The following is a 17,687-nucleotide window of genomic DNA, read 5'->3' on the forward strand; positions in this document are numbered from 1 at the left end:
GTGCCGAGATGTGTCGGGTAGTTCGGGAAGGCGGCTTCGGGCGTGGCGGTGCAGGAGGCGAGACAGCGCGGAGCGGATCCGGCTGCCCACGAGGGCGGCTGCACCTGCGGGGACTGTCCGCACGGGGCGCGTGAAGGGCATCGGCGCGCGGTCGCCGCGTTCCTGGTGAAGCGGGACGAGTACGCCACCGGTCAGGGTCTCCCGGCCGCGGTGGCCCACTCCGCCTCCGCCTCCCGGCAGTGGGTCTCCGAGGAACTCGCCCAGGCCGCCGAGGCGGTGGCCGAACGCGGCCGGGCCGAGGGCGCCGCCTGGCTGGCCCGCCTGTGGCAGCGGACGGCGGTCGTCGTCTGGGCCGGGGTTCTCGTGCTGCTGCTCGTGCAGGCGCTCACCGCGATCGGCGCGGGCTGGACCTCCGCGCGCACCGCCGGACTGCTGTCCGCGGTGCTGGTGGCGGGGGCGCTCACCGCGGCGTCCTGGCTCCACCGGGCACGGGGCGGCGCGCTCGCCCCGGTCATCGGCGAGGACAACCGGCTCTCCACGTCCCGTGCGGTGGCCGGCTCCTGGGTGCTGCTCGTCGCGTTCGCCGTGCTCGTGCTGGCGGGGCGGCTCGCGGCCGCCTCCGACCACCGGGAGCGGGACGCGCTGATCGACGGCTTGGAACTCGCCCGCGGCGCCGGCGTGGTGACCGTGCTCGCCGTGGTCTGCGGGATCGCCGTGCTGGTGCGCCGGGTGGTCGGGCTCCGGGTGCAGGGGCAGCGGCTGCAGAAGGTGCGCGCCCACCGGCCCAGGGCGGCCGACCTGCTCACCGACGACTCCGGACGCGGCAGCTTCGCCGACATCCAGTACGTCGTCATCAACGGCGTCGCCCTCGCCTTCGCCGCCGTACGGCTGGCCCGCCGCCCGGACCAGCTGCCCGACCTGCCCTGGGGGCTGGCCGTGGTGGTGCTGGTGTCGGCGGGCACCTACCTCGCGGGCAAGTACGCCGAGGGCGGGCGCCCCGTGATCCTGTCCGTGGTGCGGGCCCGGGAGGCCGGCGCCCTGGACGCGCCCATCCGCACCGGCGACGACATCGAGATCCGCGGCACCGGGTTCGTCCCGGCCGGGGCGCAGGGCGCGGACCGGCTGGCGCGCATGGTGGTGCGGGTCGGCCCGGTGAACGTCCATGTGCCGCTGGTGCCGGTGGTGGGCGGCTTCGACAACCCGGCCGACGACCTGCTGACCGTGCCGGTCCCCGCGGAGGTGGAGCCCGGCCGGGTCGACGTGCAAGTGGTCACCGCGGCCGGTGTGGAGACCAACCGGTACACCATCGACGTCACGGAGTGACGGGGTGAGGGCGGGGGAGTGACGGGGTGACGGGCGCGGGGTGCGCCCGCGCGGCTCCGTTGCTGGACGTCCGCTGTCGCTTTCCTGAGAAAACGCTGTCGACCGGGTCCGTCCGGCGCCGATTGCCGTACGTTCGGTCTGTCCAGGTGGGCCCGGAGTCGAGAGGCAGCGGCGACATGACGCACGGCATGCGCGCAGACAGTTACACCCCCCGTCACCACAGCGCCGGTGACGGTGGGCTGCGGGACACCGCCGCCCGCTATGCCCTGCTGCCGCTGAGGATCTTCCTCGGCGTCACCTTCGTCTACGCCGGACTCGACAAGCTCACCGACAGCGCCTTCCTCAAGGACTCCGGCGCCGGGTCGATCGGCGACATGATGCGCGCCGTCCGCGACTCCTCCGCCATCCCTGCGCTGGTCGACATGGCGCTGGAGAGCCCCGTCGGCTTCGGCTACGCCATCGCCTTCGGCGAGCTGGCCGTCGGCATCGGCACCCTGCTCGGGCTGCTCACCCGGATCGCCGCCCTCGGCGGGGCGCTGATCTCGCTCAGCCTGTGGCTGACCGTGAGCTGGGCCGCCGAGCCGTACTACTACGGCAACGACCTGCCGTACCTCATGGCCTGGATCCCGCTGATCCTGGCGGGGGCCCCGCTGCTGTCCGTGGACGCCGCCCTCCGCGCACGGCGCCGGCGCGGGTCCTTCTAGCCTCCCGTCGCTCCCGTCCGCCTGCCGTCAGCCGTCGGCCGCCTCCCCTCCTCCAAGGTCCGTGCGGCCACGGCGGCGGCGCACCTGCCCGGTGACGGCACCTGCCACGCCGGCCAGGCAGAGGCCGCCCACGACGAGCGGGATCACCACGAACCACGGTGTCTCCCAGGCCCCTCCCGCGTCCCCGCCGTAGATCACCGCGGCCGCGACGAGGACGGTGCCGGCGACCAGCCGGCCGGGCTGGAACTCATGACGCAGCACGGCTCACCTCCGCCTGTCCCGCGCCGACCCTGAGGTCGAGCCGGAGCGTGCCCGCCTTCCCCGCGCCGGCGGGCGGCTCCAGGGTCACCTCCTTGTACTTGCCCGGCGCCACGTCCACGTCCTTCCGTCCGTCGCCCGGCACCTGGATGTCACCGAGCCCCACCTCGACATGCAGCCGCACGGTCACGTCCCGGGGGACGATCACATGGATGCGGCCCAGCCCCACCTCGACCTGGGTGGAGACCGTGTCGCCCTCGGGGACGCGGACCGCCGACAGGTCCAGCTCCCCCTCGCCGGCGCCCAGGTCGTACACCGGGCGTATCTGCGCGACCGAGGCGGGCTGCCATCCCGTGCGGGTCCAGTCGGTGCCGATGTCCTGGGGCATGGCGGTCGATCCGGCGAGCAGGCCCGCCGTGAGGATCGCGAGGACGATCGACCCGGCTCCCGTGCGGCCCAGGAAGGCGCTGACGGCGATCCCGAGGCCGATGACGCCGAGGGCGCACGCCAGACCCGTCTGCAGGCTGGTACCGAGGGGCTGCGTCTCCCACGTCAGGCCCGTGCCCAGACCTGCCGCGAGCAGCGCGAACAGGAAGACCCAGCCCCCGATCCCGCGCGGCCCTCTCGGCTTGGGCGGGCGTGCCTGCGGCGGGCGCCACACGTCCTTCACTCCGCCGCCGGCCCCGGAGCGGACGCCGACGCCGACCGCGGTGGCGATGTCCAGGTCCCGGGAGTCCTCGGGGCCCCACAGATAGCCCGTGCCCCCGACATGGGTGCCGTCCTTGACGATGGGCTCGCGCCACCACGACGGGTACGCGGACGGGACCGGCGGGGCCTGCGGCTCCGGCGGGGCGTCGGCGGCGGCCTGCGCCGCTATCGGATCCGGGCTCGGCGTGCCGCGTCGCCGCGACCAGTAGGCGGCTCCCGCGAGCAGCAGGGACAGTATGACGGCGAAGCTCAGCACCCCGTCGTTGCTCAGCATGGACAGGAAAACGCCGCAGCCGACCAGCGCGAACAGCACCGCCGCCAGCGTGTGGCCGTCCACCCGGCCGGTGAGCAGTCGGCGGACCTGGTTCTCGTCCTCGTCGTCGTACGGGACGAACAGCCAGGCGAAGCCGTAGAAGATCAGGCCGATGCCGCCGGTCGCGGACAGCACGGCGAGCGTGATCCGGAAGATCACCGGGTCCATGTCGTACTGCCGCGCGAGACCGGAGCAGACCCCGCCGAACATCTGGTGCCGCCGGTCGCGCCGGAAGTGCCGGCCGGGGTCGACAGGCTCCGCCCCGCCCGTGGTCCCGGCCGGTGCGCCGGCCGTCCCCTCCTTCCCCGCGCCCGCACGCCCGCCCGCACGCGAGGGGTCCGCGGCGGGCGCGCCGGGAACGGACCCGGGACGCGGGCCCGAGCCCGGTCCCGGATCCGACGCGGCATGCTGGTGATCCGTCATGCGTCCATGGTGACGGCCGGGCCGCCCCGGCGGCAGTGGGAACGACCCTGGCCGGACCCTGATATCCGCCCCTGAGGCGGGCCCCGGGACGTGCGGGCGGCAGGGCCGGCGTCCCTGTGGTCCGGGGCCGGTGGCTCAGGAGGGCCGGGCGCCCCGCGGTGCAGGGCCCTGTGCCCTGCGGACCGAGCTGGACTCCCCGGGCCGGTGCAGGGCCGGCCGTCGCGCCCTCCGAGATCAGGGGAGTCTCCGGGACGGACCCTGATGCCCCGGCGTGCGTTGGCGTGTGACCATCGTTGCCATGTCGGAAGCCGCAGCAGCGCCCCTCGCCGAGCCGCGGCCGCCGCGCAAGCTCTACCGCAGCAGTGACGGACGCTGGCTCGGGGGAGTGGCGCGGGGGCTCGCCGGACATCTCGGCCTGCCCGTGATCTGGGTGCGCCTCGCGTTCGTCGCCCTGTTCATGGCCGACGGTCTCGGGGCCCTGCTGTACGCCGCGTTCTGGTTCTTCGTGCCGCTCGGGGTGGGCGGCGTCGACGCGCAGAAGCCGCCCTCGCCGGTCACCACCGAGACCACTCCGGACGGCCGCCGCAGACTCGTCACACGGAAACCGGACAAGGGGCAGATCGTCGCCCTGCTCCTCATGGTCGTGGTGGCCATGATCTTCGTGGGCAGCGTGAACCTCACCAACGGCGCCCGGGCCTACCTCTGGCCGACCGTCCTGGTCGGCGCGGGCGTGGCCCTGGTGTGGCGGCAGGCGGACAACGCGCGCCGGGCCCGCTGGATGGAGGTCGGCCGCCGTCGGCGCACGGTCACGCTGCTGCGGGCGGTGGCGGGTGTGCTGCTGGTGACGGCGGGCGCCTCCGGCATCTTCGTCCTGCGCGGCTCCGGCAGCCACCTCGGCGCGGTGCTGCAGGCCGCCCTCGCGGTCCTCGTCGGCATCACCCTGCTCGCCGGCCCCTACCTCGTTCGCATGACCCAGGACCTCTCCGAGGAGCGCCTGATGCGCATCCGCGCCCAGGAGCGGGCCGAGGTCGCCGCCCACGTCCACGACTCGGTGCTGCACACGCTCACGCTGATCCAGCGCAACGCGGACAACCCCGGCGAGGTGCGCCGTCTGGCCCGGGCCCAGGAGCGCGACCTGCGCGCCTGGCTCTACAAGCCGGAGGGGAACGGCAAGGACGAGGACGAGGAGCCCACCACCCTCGCCGAGGCGGTCAAGCGCAACGCCGCCGAGGTCGAGGACAAGCACGGCGTCCCCCTGGAGGTCGTCGTCGTGGGCGACTGCCCCCTGGACGAGAAGATCGGCGCGCAGATGCAGGCCGCGAGAGAAGCGATGGTCAACGCCGCCAAGTACGGTGGCGAGGGAGGCGCGGTCCAGGTCTACGCGGAGGTCGAGGGGAGGACGGTGTTCGTGTCCGTCCGGGACCGCGGTCCCGGGTTCGACCTCGACTCGATACCCGCCGACCGCATGGGCGTCAGAGAATCGATCATCGGCCGTATGGAACGCAACGGCGGCACGGCGCGGCTGCGCGCGGTGCCGGACGGCGGCACGGAGGTCGAGCTGGAGATGGAGAGGGCGGAGAAGACGTCATGAGCGAGCCGACCGAGGCGAACGCAGCGGCGGAAGCGGCACCGGGGGACGCGCCCGCGGAGCCGGCCGGCGGCACCGGGCGGCGCCGTGTGCGCGTGGTCCTCGTCGACGACCACCGCATGTTCCGTACGGGGGTCCAGGCGGAGATCGGGCAGACCGAGCAGACCGGCGTCGAGGTGGTCGGCGAGGCCGCCGACGTCGACCAGGCGGTCACCGTCATCACCGCGACCCGGCCCGAGGTGGTGCTGCTCGACGTGCACCTGCCCGGGGGCGGCGGTGTCGAAGTGCTGCGGCGCTGCGTCTCGTTGATGGGGGACGCGGAGCGGCCGGTGCGGTTCCTCGCGCTGTCCGTGTCGGACGCGGCGGAGGACGTCATCGGCGTCATCCGGGGCGGTGCGCGCGGCTATGTCACCAAGACGATCACGGGTGCCGACCTGATCGACTCGATCTTCCGGGTGCAGGAGGGCGACGCGGTGTTCTCGCCGCGGCTGGCCGGGTTCGTCCTGGACGCCTTCGCGTCGACGGACGCCCCGCCGGTGGACGAGGACCTCGACCGTCTCACCCAGCGCGAGCGGGAGGTGCTGCGGCTGATCGCCCGCGGTTACGCGTACAAGGAGATCGCCAAGCAGCTGTTCATCTCGGTGAAGACGGTGGAGTCGCATGTCTCCGCGGTGCTGCGCAAGCTGCAGTTGTCCAACCGCCATGAGCTGACCCGCTGGGCGACGGCCCGCCGCCTGGTCTGAGCTGCTGGGGGCCTGGATCATCTGCGTTGCCGATGTGGGGGGCCGCGCGCGGGTCACGGGTTGTGCGGAACTGTCGCCCATGGACCGTCGGATGACCGTAAGTGCCCGTGGGACCGGACACGGCGCTTCGCTCTCACTCAGGGTGATGACCGTTGGGGCGAAGGCGGGAAGGGTGAGGGCGGCGGAATGCCAGGGGACGCCCCTGGCTAGGCTCCGGCCTCATGGACGTACTTCTCCACATCTTCGTCGGTCTGCACATCATCGGCATCGCGTCGCTGCTCGGCGGCTTCCTCACCCAGATGAAGGCGATGGGCGCGGGCACCGCCCGCTTCGTCCCCGCGATGCTGCACGGCGCGCTGACGATGCTGGTCACGGGCGTCGTGCTGGTGGGCCTCAACCAGGCCCAGGACTATGCCGTGGACAACATAAAGATCGGCGTGAAGCTGGCGCTGCTGATCGTGATCCTCGGCCTGGTCTACGTGAAGCGGGACGAGGAGAAGGTGGACAAGGGCGTCTTCGGCCTGGTCGGCCTGCTGACCGTGGCCAACATCTTCATCGCGGTCCTCTGGACCTGAGCCCGCTCCCGGAACGCCGGGCCCCGGCGTCGACACGACACCGCCGACCGAGCCGTCTCCGGCCCGGCCGGCGGTGTCGTCGTAGACCCGTCGGCACCCGGCCGTCAGGCCGGGCGGACGATGCTGTGGATCGCGGAGTCGCCGTCGTAGTAGATGGACTCCTCGCGGACGTACGTGCCCGGCTTCGGGGCGTGGATCATCATCCCGTTGCCGATGTAGATGCCCACGTGGGTGACGTCGTCGTAGAAGAAGACCAGGTCGCCGGGCTGGGCCTGGGACACCGGGACGGTGGTGCCGGCGTTCACCTGGTCGTAGGTGGTGCGCGGGAGGGAGACGCCGGCGGCCTTCCAGGCGGCCTGGGTCAGCCCCGAGCAGTCGTAGGAGCCGGGACCGGTCGCGCCCCAGACGTACGGCTTGCCGATCTGCGCGCGGGCGAAGGCGAGGGCCTTCTCGGCCTTGGCGGCGTACGAGGAGTCGGCCGGCGGGGTGTCGGCCGAGCCGGTGGAGCCGGACCCGGAGCTCTCCGAGGTGCCGCCGCTCTGCTGCGCGGCCTCCTCGCGGGCCTGCTCCTGCGCCGCCTGCTGCCGGGCCAGCTCCGCGGCCTTGCGGGCGGCCTCCTCCTGCTTGCGCTTCTCGATCGCGGCGAGCCGCGCCTTCTCCTCGGCGGTCAGCTTCGACAGCAGTTCACGCGCGTCGGCGAGCTTCTTCTGGACGGTGGCCTTGGCCGTCTTCAGATCGCCCTGCGTCTCGGTGAGCGTGCGGAGGCTCTCGGTGGCCTCCTGCCGCTTCTTCATCGTCTCGGTCTGCTGGGTGACGTAGTCGTCCACCGCCGCCTTCTGGCGGCCGGTCATCCGGTCCAGCACCTGGCGCTGGTCGAAGACGTCCTGCGGTGTCTCCGCGAGCAGGAAGGTCGCGGTGTCGGGCATGCCCGCGCCGGTGCGGTACTGGGCGGCCGCGTAGGAGCCCAGCTCCGCGCGCGCCTCGTTCAGCTTCTGTGTGCGCTGCGCCACGTCGTCGAGGAGGGTGTCGACGCGCTTGCGCTGCTTGGTGGTCTTCTCCTTGGCCGCGTTGTACTTCTCGGTCGCCGACTCGGCCTGACGGTAGAGGTCGCCGACCTTCTTCTCGACCTCCTCCAGGCTCGGCCGGTCGTCGCCGGGAGCGGCGTCGGCGGTCTGGGAGAGCAGGGCCACGGAGGTGAGCGCGGCCGTGGCGAGGGCCGGGGTGCGTATGCCTGCCACGCGCGTGCCGGGGGTGCGCGACTTGCGGTGCGACGCCAAGGGAGGCGACTCCTTCCAGTGCTCCGCCTACCGGGTTAGCTGTCGGGTTCGGGCGGGTGGTTCGGAAGGGTTGCCCTACGGCCGCTCCCTGCGGGAGTGGGCCGATTCACCCCAGGTCTCGGTGGGTCCCCGGCTCCGGCTGCCACGGGGGCAGTGACGGACTCGGCGGGGGCCGCGCGGTCCGGCGAGGTTCGCCGGCGGGGGACGAGCGGCCCGGACCGCACGGTAGCCAACTGGTGTGGCGCTTGTGAAGGTTGATGGGTGATATGCCCGATACATTTTCGTGACCTCGTCGGCGGTGTCACTCAGAGTGAGGCGCTGACCGTGGAGGGTGCCCGCCGCGGTACCCACGGAAGGGGCCGCGGGATGTTTCCGGGGCGGCCCCGGGTTGTCGGTGGAGCGCCCTAGACTCGGAGAGCGATGAGCAGCCTCTTTGACGACAGCTTCCTGGCGGACCTCCAGGCCCAGCGCGGCCCGGCGGACGAGCCCCCGCCGCCACCCGAGGACGAGCACGCCCCGGAGCCCCTCCCGGACGACCTGTTCGGCGGGAAGTTCGACGTGCCACCGGAGCGGGACGCCTACTACCGGGACGGCGCCCCGCGCCCGGTGGTCGACTCCGCCGCGCTGCTGGAGGGGCTCAACGACAACCAGCGCGCCGCGGTGGTGCACTCCGGCTCCCCCCTGCTCATCGTCGCCGGAGCCGGTTCCGGCAAGACCCGCGTGCTCACCCACCGCATCGCCTACCTGCTCGCCGAGCGGGGCGTGCACCCGGGCCAGATCCTCGCGATCACCTTCACCAACAAGGCCGCGGGCGAGATGAAGGAGCGCGTCGAGCAGCTCGTCGGCCCCCGGGCGAACGCGATGTGGGTCATGACCTTCCACAGCGCGTGCGTCCGGATCCTGCGCCGCGAGTCCAAGAAGCTGGGCTTCACGTCGTCCTTCTCGATCTACGACGCCGCCGACTCCAAGCGCCTGATGGCCCTGGTCTGCCGCGACCTGGACCTCGACCCCAAGCGCTTCCCGCCGAAGTCCTTCAGCGCCAAGATCAGCAACCTGAAGAACGAGCTGATCGACGAGGAGGACTTCGCCGCCCAGGCGACCGACGGTTTCGAGAAGACCCTCGCCCAGGCCTACGCGCTCTACCAGTCCCGCCTGCGCGAGGCGAACGCGCTGGACTTCGACGACCTGATCATGACGACGGTCAATCTGCTCCGCGCCTTCCCCGACGTCGCCGAGCACTACCGCCGCCGCTTCCGGCACGTCATGGTCGACGAGTACCAGGACACCAACCACGCCCAGTACGCCCTGGTGCGCGAGCTGGTCGGGGGCGCCTCCGAGCACCCCGTCGACGTCCCGCCGGAGGCCGAGGTGCCGCCCGCCGAGCTGTGCGTGGTGGGCGACGCCGACCAGTCCATCTACGCCTTCCGCGGCGCGACGATCCGCAACATCCTCCAGTTCGAGGAGGACTACCCGGACGCGACGACGATCCTGCTGGAGCAGAACTACCGCTCCACGCAGACGATCCTGTCCGCTGCCAACGCCGTCATCGAGCGCAACGAGTCCCGCCGCCCGAAGAACCTGTGGACGAACGCCGGCACCGGTTCGCTCATCACCGGCTACGTCGCCGACACCGAGCACGACGAGGCGCAGTTCGTCGCCGACGAGATAGACCGTCTCACGGACACGGGCAAGGCCAAGGCGGGCGACGTCGCCGTCTTCTACCGCACCAACGCCCAGTCGCGTGTCTTCGAGGAGATCTTCATCCGCGTCGGCCTGCCCTACAAGGTCGTCGGCGGCGTCCGCTTCTACGAGCGCAAGGAGGTCCGGGACGTCCTGGCCTACCTGCGGGTGCTGGCCAACCCCGAGGACGCGGTGCCGCTGCGCCGCATCCTCAACGTCCCCAAGCGCGGCATCGGCGACCGCGCCGAGGCCATGATCGACGCGCTGGCCCAGCGGGAGAAGATCAGCTTCCCGCAGGCGCTCAAGCGCGTCGACGAGGCGTACGGCATGGCCGCCCGGTCGGCGAACGCCGTCAAGCGGTTCAACACGCTGATGGAGGACCTCCGTACGGTCGTCGAGTCGGGGGTGGGTCCGGCGACGGTCCTCGAGGCCATCCTCGAACGCACCGGATACCTCGCCGAGTTGCAGGCCTCCACCGACCCGCAGGACGAGACCCGCATCGAGAACCTCCAGGAACTCGCGGCCGTCGCCCTGGAGTTCGAGCAGGAGCGCGGCGAGGGCGAGACCGGCACGCTGGCCGACTTCCTTGAGCAGGTCGCCCTGGTCGCCGACTCCGACCAGATCCCCGACGAGGAGGACGGCGACGGCGTCATCACGCTGATGACCCTGCACACCGCCAAGGGCCTGGAGTTCCCGGTCGTCTTCCTCACCGGCATGGAGGACGGCGTCTTCCCGCACATGCGCGCCCTCGGCCAGACCAAGGAGCTCGAGGAGGAGCGCCGCCTGGCGTACGTAGGCATCACGCGCGCCCGGGAGCGGCTCTACCTCACCCGGTCGACGATGCGCAGCGCCTGGGGCCAGCCGTCGTACAACCCGCCCTCGCGGTTCCTGGAGGAGATCCCGGCCACGCATGTGGAGTGGAAGAGGACCGGGGCCAGTGGGCCGGTGGCCTCCGGCGCCGTGTCCGGCGTGGCGGCGTCGCTGTCGTCGACCCGCTCCCGCTCGTCCGCGTCGGGCGCGTCCGGCTTCGCCACCCGCCGCACCTCGGAGAAGCCCGTGGTGTCGCTGGCGGTCGGGGACCGGGTCACGCACGACCAGTTCGGCCTGGGCACGGTCGTCGCGGTGAAGGGCACGGGAGCGAACGCGGAGGCGACGATCGACTTCGGCGACGAGAAGCCCAAGCGCCTGCTGCTGCGGTACGCGCCGGTGGAGAAGCTCTAGCGGCAAGAACGACGGCCCGTCGGGGGCCGGGGCCCGCCCCGGCACCGCGACGGGCGAGCCGCGATACGGGTCGGCCTAGGTCGGTTCGAGGCCGTGGCTGCGGAACCAGGCGAGCGGGTCGATCGCCGAGCCGCCGCCGGGGCGCACCTCGAAGTGCAGGTGCGGTCCGGTCGAGTTGCCGGAGTTCCCGGAGAACGCGATCTGGTCGCCTGCCTTAACGGTCGCGCCGGGGGGCACCTGGTAGGTGGAGAGGTGGCAGTACCACGTCTCCGTGCCGTCCATCGCGGTCACGATCAGCATGTTGCCGTAGGCGGAGTTGTACTGCGTGCGCACCGTGCCGTCGGTCGCGGCGAGTACGGGAGTGCCGTAGGAGACGGGGAAGTCGATGCCGCTGTGGAGGGACATCCAGTTGATGCCGGACTGGCCGTAGTAGGCGCTGAGTCCGTGCTGCGCCACCGGGAGCGCGAACTTCGGGCGGAGCCGCTCCTTGCGGGCCGCCTCCTCGGCCGCCCGCCTGCGCTCCAGCTCCTGCTGGGCCTCGAGGTCGATGCGGCCCTGGGCGCGGCTGGCCCGGTCGGCGAAGTCGTCGGCGCCGGCGGCGAGGCTCTCGAGCTGGGTGTCCAGCTTGACGTTGGCGGCGGAGGGCTGGACCGGCTGGGCGTCCGCGGCGGTCGTCCGCGCGTCCTGGCCGCTCTCCTCGGACAGATCGCCCACCGAGGCGGCGGCGATGCCGGCGACCCCCATCACGCACGCCGAGGGCACGGCCACGGTCAGCAGGGCGGAGCGCTTGGGTGGGGTGCGGCGGCGGGAGCGGGACCCGGAACGGGAGGCGGCGCGCGGTGCGGGGGTGACCTCCTCCTGCTCGTCGAGGAGGGAGACGGCGGGGAGTTCGCCGGTGTCGGCCGGTTCACCGGCCCCGGGTTCGTCCGGACCGGGCTCCCCGCGGTACGCGTCCTCCGCGTACGGCTGGCCGGGGGCGTCCTGGTCGTAGGACTCCTGCGCGAAGTTCTCCTGGGTGAAGTTCTCTTGCGCCGCGAAATTCTCCTGCTCGTACGGCTCCCCGCCGTACTGCGCGTCCGGTGCGGGCGTCTCGCCGCCGGCGGAGTTCCACTGGGTGGCGTCGTAGGCGCCGCTGTCGAAGGTCTGCGTGCCCCAGTCCCACTGCTGGGTGGGGTCCGCCGGCTGCTCGGTCTGGTCGGGCTGGACCCAGGCGGTCGCGTCCCACTCGCCGGTCTCGGGGGATCCGCCCTGCTGGGGGATCACCGCCATCGGCTGCTGGCCGGTGGTCCAGGCGGTCGCGTCATGGCCGCCGGTGTCGTATGCGGCCTGCTGGAAGGCGTAGGCGTCGTAGTGCTCGGTGTCCTGCGCGCCGGCTGTCCACTGACCGGTGGTCCAGGCGGCCTGCGCGGGGTCCTCGCCCGGCATGCTCCCGAAGAGGGGGTCGGCCGCGAAGGTGCCGGCGGCGTGGTCGCCGGTGCCGTAGTAGGTGGCGTCGTAGCCGCCGTAGGAGGTGACGTCCCCGTACGGAGCCTCCTGGCTGCCGTACGACGCGTAGGGCGCCGAGGCGGCATCGGAGGCCGGAGCCGGGGTCATGGTCCCCGACGGGTGACGGTCGTTCACCAACTTCTCTTTCGCCTCGACAACAGGGGCTGCCAGAGCAGTGCGGCGACTGTACCCGGCGGTATGCGGGCGCGACAATCTTCCCCAGGTTTCGCGATCGCAGGAAACGGGCATTCGGTCGGGTTTTGGCGGTCGGCGGGCGCGGTCTTGGCTCTTTGTTCGACTGGCGTTCGAAATAGTGACGCGCGGGCGTCGACAAGTCGGCCGTCTCTGACCGATGTTGTTCGCTTGTGGACGCGAAAGATCGGTCCGTCCAGGGGGAGAGGCACCGGCGTGTCGTGCGCCCCCGCGCCTCAGGCCACCGTGAGGCCGTTCGCCCGTCCGCCGGACGGTTCACCCGGATGCGCCGTGTCCAGCGCCTCCCGGATGCCCGTCGCCACCGCAGGGTGCACCGGCAGCGCCAGGTGGCCCACACCGCTCACCCGCACGTTGACCGCCTCCAGGTCCGGGTGGTCGACGCACGCCGTCTCCAGCGGATCCATGATGTGGTCGAGGTCGCTCCAGAACGCCACGAAGTACGTACGGCACCCGGGGGCGGGCCGGGCCAGCTCCTCCAGCACCGGGGAGCCCGGACGCATCTGCCGCACGATCGGATGGGCGTTGGCCAGCGGCGCCACGCGCGTGCCGGAGTGCGGGGTGCCGAGCGTGACCAGCGTCCGCACCCTCCGGTCACCGCCCAGCCGCTGCACGTAGTACCGCGCGATCAGCCCGCCGAGGCTGTGTCCCACCACGTCCACCTGCTCGCTGCCCGTGCGGTCGCAGACCTGCTCGACATGCCGGCCGAGCAGCTCGGCCGCCGTGCGGATGTCGCACGTCAGCGGGGAGTAGTTGAGCGACTCGATCTGCTGCCGGCCGTGCTGGGCCAGGCTGCGGCGCAGCAGGACGAAGACCGAGCGGTTGTCGATGAAGCCGTGCAGCAGCACGACCGGGGGCTTGGCCTCCGTCGGCAGCTCCGCCGTCCCCTCCGGGGTGGTCAGTGCGGAGCGGTCGGGGCCGCGCCGCTCCTGGATGATGCCGGCGGGATAGAGGAGGACATGGCCCGCCAGGATCGCCAGCTCGAGCGCGGTCGCCTTCAGCAGGCCCACGGAGAGATCCGCCAGCCGGGCCGGCAGGAGGCGCCGGCAGAGGGGCAGGAACGGAAGAGCTGCCTGGGTGACCTTCATGGCCGACCTCCTGTCGGCACGCGAGGGGACAGCCTCGTCCCCCGTGTGCCCTCGTGGGATGGCGCTCCGAGAGCGGTCGACGGCGCGCGCCGGTGACGCGTGGACGGTGCGCGGCGGTGGGTCGACCTCGAAGCGCATCCCTTATGCGCATGTTCCCACTGATGTCCGTGCGTCGCACGAGCACTCGGCTCCGGGGCCGGGTCCGGGAACGCTGTGCGACGGACGTGTCCCACCGTGTGATTTCCCCCTCCCTGTGCACCGCGAAACTGCCGGTTGCGGGATGCTGGAGATAACGTTCGTTCACTTCTGCGGCCGGTTCGGGCCGGGGAATCCGTGCGATGTGTGCGGTACTGGTCGATACGGATGGATGTAGTCGCTTCATGGAGGCAGTGATGGGTGTGGCAGCCGGTCCGATCCGCGTGGTGGTGGCCAAGCCGGGGCTCGACGGCCACGATCGCGGGGCCAAGGTCATCGCGCGGGCCCTGCGCGACGCCGGTATGGAGGTGATCTACACCGGGCTCCACCAGACCCCCGAGCAGATCGTCGACACCGCGATCCAGGAGGACGCCGACGCGATCGGCCTGTCCATCCTCTCGGGCGCGCACAACACGCTGTTCGCGGCGGTCATCGGGCTGCTGAAGGAGCGGGACGCGGAGGACATCCTCGTCTTCGGCGGCGGCATCATCCCCGAGGCGGACATCCCCCCGCTGAAGGAGAAGGGCGTCGCGGAGATCTTCACGCCGGGCGCCACCACGGCGTCCATCGTGGACTGGGTGCGGGCGAACGTCCGCCAGCCCGCGGAGGCGTAGGCGCACGGTCGCGGCGGCGGACGGCCGGCGGTGCGCCGCCGGGACCGTGAGGCCGGCCGCGGTGAGAGGTGCCAGGGGCGCCGGGGCAGTGGGCGTCGGTGTGCTGACGGGCGCGGATACCGGGGCGGCCAGGACGTCCGGGGTGGGCGCGACGAGGGTGGCTGGTGTCAGCGCGACGAGGACCGCGGGGGCCGGTGCTGCCGGTGCCCGCGGTGCGGGAGCCGCTGCCGGCCGTGTGACGGCGGGCGGCGGGATGCCGGTCCCCGGGCGCCGAGGGTGTCCGTCGGCGTATGTGCCGCGCGCTCCGGTGGTGAGCCGGGACGTGACGAGGTCGGCCGGTCCGGTCAGGGGGCCGGTTCCTCCGGAGCCAGTTCGGCCAGCATCGCGCCGCGCAGCCGCAGCGTGGTCACCAGGCGCTGGAAGGCCTCCGACCAGTAGCTCCCGGCGCCCGGCGCCGCGTCCTCGGGCTCGTCCGGTATCGCCAGCAGCGCGTCCAGACGGCTCGCCTCGGACGGGTCGAGGCAGCGCTCGGCCAGGCCCATGACTCCGCTGAAACTCCATGGATAACTCCCTGCGTCCCGCGCGATGTTGAGCGCGTCGACCACGGCCCGCCCGAGCGGCGGGGCCCAGGGCACCGCACACACCCCGAGCAGCTGGAACGCCTCGGACAGGCCGTGCGTCTCGATGAACCCGGCGACCCACGCCGCCCGTTCGCCGGCGTCCAGGGCGGCCAGCAGCCGGGCGCGCTCGGCCAGGGACACCGCCCCCGGACCGCCCGCCTCCGGCGCGGAGGGCTCCCCGAGCAGCGCCCGGGACCACTCTGTGTCCCGCTGCCGCACCGCTGCACGGCACCAGGCCCCGTGCAGCTCGCCCTGCCAGCCGTCGGCGACCGGCAGCGCCACGATCTCCTCCGGGGTGCGCCCGCCGAGCCGCCCCGGCCACGTGCCGAGGGGCGCCGCCTCCACCAGCTGACCGAGCCACCACGACCGTTCTCCGCGTCCGGCGGGCGCCTTGGCCACCACGCCGTCGCGCTCCATCGCGGCGTCGCACTCGTGCGGCGCCTCCACGACGACCGTCGGCACGTCCTGCGTGCGGTCCACCGCCACGCACGCGGCGGCGCGCACCGCCATCCGCGCGGCCAGCGCCGACGCGGGCAGCGCCGACAGCAACTCGGCGGCCGTCGCCCGTACGTTGCGACTGCGGTCGGCCAGCGCCCGCTCCAGGAACGTCTCGTCGTCCGGGCCGAGTCCGGCGCGCAGGGAGTCCAGGAACATAAGCCGGTCCTCGGCCCGCTCGGTCGCCCACGTCTCCTCCAGCAGGGCGCGCGCGGCGGCCGCGTCGCGGGAGCGCAGGGCGGTGAGCAGCGTGACCCGCTCGGCGAAGAGGCCCTCCTGCCAGAGCCTCCGTATGCCCCCCGGGTCGCGGAGGTCGGGGGCCGAGGGGCCACCGCCGGGGGCCGCGCGCAGGGCGAACCGCCAGTCCGGGTTGAGGCGGGCCAGCCACAGCGCGCGCGGGCCCGCGAACCGCAGTGCCGCCGGACGCAGGTCGGTGCGGCCCCGTGCGGTGTCGAGCAGGGCGGGCAGCGCCTGCGGGGGCGGCGCGTAGCCGCGGGCGTTCGCCGCCTGGAGCCACTGCGGCAGCAGCTCCATCAGATCCGGTGCCGCGCCCCGGCGGCCGCCGCCGGACGCGCCGGGACGGTCGGCGAGCAGCGCCGCGAGCCGGCGGGCGGCGGCGGGCGGAAGGGGAGGGCGCGGGTCCTCGGGGGCCGGGCGCAGCCGCTCGGCCGGCCTCGCGGGGCGCAGCCCGGCTCGTCGCCGTACGGTCGCCGCGGCGGCCGCGTCGAGCAGGGCCGACGGCGCCTGCGGGCCGGGCGCCACGCCCGGCGGGGTACGCCGGTCGGTGCCCAGCAGAGCCGTGGTCACCAGCTCCTCCCACTGGTCCGGGAGGGACGCGGCCACGGTGGCGGTCGTCCTGCTCATGAGCTTCCTTTCCGACGGGCGTCCCGGTGCGGTCGAAGACTCACGCGCACCGAGTGTCCAGCGATGTCCGAAAGATGCATGGTGGTGGCGGGGACGGAGCGGGCGGAGAGGCGGAAGTGGCTGGTCAGCACAGGTGCACCGCCTCTCCCGGACCCTGCGGCCAGGCCGCCAGGGGAGTGAAACCCCGGGGGCCGCACTCGCCGAAGACCCGGACCGGGGCGCCTCCGGACAGGGCGACCAGCCGCCACAGCCCAAGGCGGGACCGGGCCGCCGCGCCGACCGGCAGGGCGTGGTCCTCGTCGGCGTCGGCCAGCAGCCAGCCGTCACCGTCCGGGACCGGCACGACACGGTCCAGCGTCACCGGGACCGACTCCCGCCACGGGTCGTCGCGCAGCGCGGCGCCGTAGCGGGCGAGCGCTCCGGACGTCGTCGTGCCCGGCGGGCGCACCGTCGTGGGCGCGGGCGGCCCGAACCGCTCGGTCAGCGCCATCCGCGGCTGCCCGGAGCCCGGATAGGCGGTCAGCTCCGCGTCGACGGCCAGCCCCGCCGGAAGCGTCAGGTCCGGGGCGCGGCCGGCCGCGCCGTAGGAAAGGAGCAGCGCCGTACGGCCGGACACCGCGCCGTACAGCCATGTACGGCGGGTGGTCAGGCGGCTGTCGGAGGTGTCGTACTGGGCGAGGACGAGCCAGTCGTCGCGGATCGCCGGGCCGTCCGGCGATGCGGTCAGGCCGACACGGGAGCGGACCGTCGCGGCCAGCGGCTCCGGCAGCCGCTCCCGCCGTATCCAGGCCTGGGCCAGGAGATGGAGCAGGGCGCACTCCTCCAGCAGACGTACGGGGGCGTCCGCGCCGGTGCTCGCGAGCGACCCCAGCTCCCGCACCCGGTTGGCCAGACCCGGGGCCTGCGCGTCGACCATGCGGGCCGCCGTCTCCTCCCACAGGGCGGGACCGGACTGCTCGGCCGGGATCAGCCCGCCGCGCAGCAGGTCCGCCAGGCGCTGCTCCAGCTCGGTCGCCCCCGCCGTGATCCGCTCGGCACGGCGCTCCGCCCGCCGCCGGGCGGCCGGGGACACCCGCGGCGCGGCGGCGGGGAGTTCGTCCCCCGCCGTCTCGGACTCGGGCTCACCGGGTCCGCCCGACACGGACTCACCCGGCGTGTCCGGCGAGGGATCGCCCGCCCCGCCGGACAACGGCGCACCCCCGCCGGGCACGGCCTCGCGTGACCTGTCCGACGCGGCGTCAGACGCCTGTGCCGGCACCTGGTCCACGGTCCGGCGCACCCCCTGATCAGTCATGCCTTCGAC

Annotated in this window: 14 protein-coding genes and 1 riboswitch; of the genes, 7 read left to right on the forward strand and 7 right to left on the reverse strand. The window is 73.3% G+C overall.

Annotated features, from left to right (window positions below; genetic code table 11):
• Window positions 1-42 precede the first annotated feature (42 nt).
• Both ACP7TJ_RS20200 and ACP7TJ_RS20205 read left to right on the forward strand, forming a co-directional pair.
• Complete coding sequence (locus ACP7TJ_RS20200) at window positions 43-1,323, forward strand: hypothetical protein (RefSeq protein WP_390922238.1); 1,281 nt, start codon at window positions 43-45, stop codon at window positions 1,321-1,323.
• 176 nt (window positions 1,324-1,499) lie between these two features.
• The gene (locus ACP7TJ_RS20205; RefSeq protein WP_093769306.1) at window positions 1,500-2,027 is read left to right on the forward strand and encodes a DoxX family protein; all 528 of its coding nucleotides are present in this window, start codon (window positions 1,500-1,502) and stop codon (window positions 2,025-2,027) included.
• Between the two features lie 27 nt (window positions 2,028-2,054).
• On the opposite strand, the gene ACP7TJ_RS20210 is transcribed toward ACP7TJ_RS20205, so the two are convergent.
• The gene (locus tag ACP7TJ_RS20210; protein ID WP_093769307.1) at window positions 2,055-2,288 is read right to left on the reverse strand and encodes a hypothetical protein; all 234 of its coding nucleotides are present in this window, start codon (window positions 2,286-2,288) and stop codon (window positions 2,055-2,057) included.
• Window positions 2,275-3,729, reverse strand: a complete 1,455-nt coding sequence (locus tag ACP7TJ_RS20215) for a PspC domain-containing protein (RefSeq protein ID WP_390922235.1) — start codon at window positions 3,727-3,729, stop codon at window positions 2,275-2,277. The genes ACP7TJ_RS20210 and ACP7TJ_RS20215 overlap by 14 nt, the downstream gene beginning before the upstream one ends.
• 298 nt (window positions 3,730-4,027) lie before the next feature.
• Here ACP7TJ_RS20215 and ACP7TJ_RS20220 point away from each other — a divergent pair, with 298 nt between their 5' ends.
• The 3 genes from ACP7TJ_RS20220 (at window position 4,028) to ACP7TJ_RS20230 (ending at window position 6,635) form a co-directional block, all read left to right on the forward strand.
• Complete coding sequence (locus ACP7TJ_RS20220; RefSeq protein WP_093769309.1) at window positions 4,028-5,320, forward strand: ATP-binding protein; 1,293 nt, start codon at window positions 4,028-4,030, stop codon at window positions 5,318-5,320.
• Window positions 5,317-6,060 carry a LuxR C-terminal-related transcriptional regulator gene (locus ACP7TJ_RS20225; protein WP_093769310.1) on the forward strand — a complete coding sequence of 248 codons (744 nt, stop codon included), beginning with the start codon at window positions 5,317-5,319 and terminating at the stop codon, window positions 6,058-6,060. Before ACP7TJ_RS20220 ends, ACP7TJ_RS20225 begins: the two co-directional genes overlap by 4 nt.
• A 221-nt stretch (window positions 6,061-6,281) precedes the next feature.
• Window positions 6,282-6,635, forward strand: a complete 354-nt coding sequence (locus tag ACP7TJ_RS20230) for a hypothetical protein (protein WP_093769311.1) — start codon at window positions 6,282-6,284, stop codon at window positions 6,633-6,635.
• 104 nt (window positions 6,636-6,739) lie between these two features.
• Here the strand turns inward: ACP7TJ_RS20230 and ACP7TJ_RS20235 are convergent, their stop codons facing one another.
• Complete coding sequence (locus tag ACP7TJ_RS20235; RefSeq protein ID WP_093769312.1) at window positions 6,740-7,912, reverse strand: C40 family peptidase; 1,173 nt, start codon at window positions 7,910-7,912, stop codon at window positions 6,740-6,742.
• Window positions 7,913-7,919: 7 nt separating this feature from the next.
• Window positions 7,920-8,075: riboswitch (cyclic di-AMP (ydaO/yuaA leader) on the reverse strand.
• A gap of 257 nt (window positions 8,076-8,332) precedes the next feature.
• Here ACP7TJ_RS20235 and pcrA point away from each other — a divergent pair.
• Window positions 8,333-10,813: a DNA helicase PcrA gene (gene pcrA, locus ACP7TJ_RS20240; protein WP_427764372.1), complete on the forward strand. Its 2,481-nt coding sequence runs from the start codon at window positions 8,333-8,335 to the stop codon at window positions 10,811-10,813.
• 75 nt (window positions 10,814-10,888) lie between these two features.
• Here the strand turns inward: pcrA and ACP7TJ_RS20245 are convergent, their stop codons facing one another.
• Together ACP7TJ_RS20245 and ACP7TJ_RS20250 are read right to left on the reverse strand one after the other, a co-directional pair.
• Window positions 10,889-12,433, reverse strand: a complete 1,545-nt coding sequence (locus tag ACP7TJ_RS20245) for a M23 family metallopeptidase (RefSeq protein ID WP_427764375.1) — start codon at window positions 12,431-12,433, stop codon at window positions 10,889-10,891.
• A 293-nt stretch (window positions 12,434-12,726) separates the two neighbouring features.
• On the reverse strand, window positions 12,727-13,596 hold the full coding sequence (locus ACP7TJ_RS20250; protein WP_093769315.1) for an esterase/lipase family protein: 870 nt from the start codon (window positions 13,594-13,596) through the stop codon (window positions 12,727-12,729).
• A gap of 392 nt (window positions 13,597-13,988) precedes the next feature.
• Between ACP7TJ_RS20250 and ACP7TJ_RS20255 the strand changes: the two genes are divergently transcribed.
• Window positions 13,989-14,405 (forward strand): cobalamin B12-binding domain-containing protein, encoded by a 417-nt coding sequence (locus ACP7TJ_RS20255; RefSeq protein ID WP_093769316.1) that lies wholly within the window; start codon window positions 13,989-13,991, stop codon window positions 14,403-14,405.
• Window positions 14,406-14,749: 344 nt separating this feature from the next.
• On the opposite strand, the gene ACP7TJ_RS20260 is transcribed toward ACP7TJ_RS20255, so the two are convergent.
• Both ACP7TJ_RS20260 and ACP7TJ_RS20265 read right to left on the reverse strand, forming a co-directional pair.
• A complete protein-coding gene (locus ACP7TJ_RS20260) occupies window positions 14,750-16,384 on the reverse strand; it encodes a DUF5691 domain-containing protein (protein WP_427764380.1) in 1,635 nt (544 codons plus the stop codon).
• A gap of 124 nt (window positions 16,385-16,508) precedes the next feature.
• Entirely contained in the window at window positions 16,509-17,678 is a 1,170-nt protein-coding gene (locus tag ACP7TJ_RS20265; protein ID WP_380797962.1) for a hypothetical protein, read from the reverse strand.
• Window positions 17,679-17,687 lie beyond the last annotated feature (9 nt).

The sequence above is a fragment of the Streptomyces sp. DSM 41931 genome (genome assembly GCF_050271085.1).
Classification (GTDB): domain Bacteria; phylum Actinomycetota; class Actinomycetes; order Streptomycetales; family Streptomycetaceae; genus Streptomyces; species Streptomyces albogriseolus.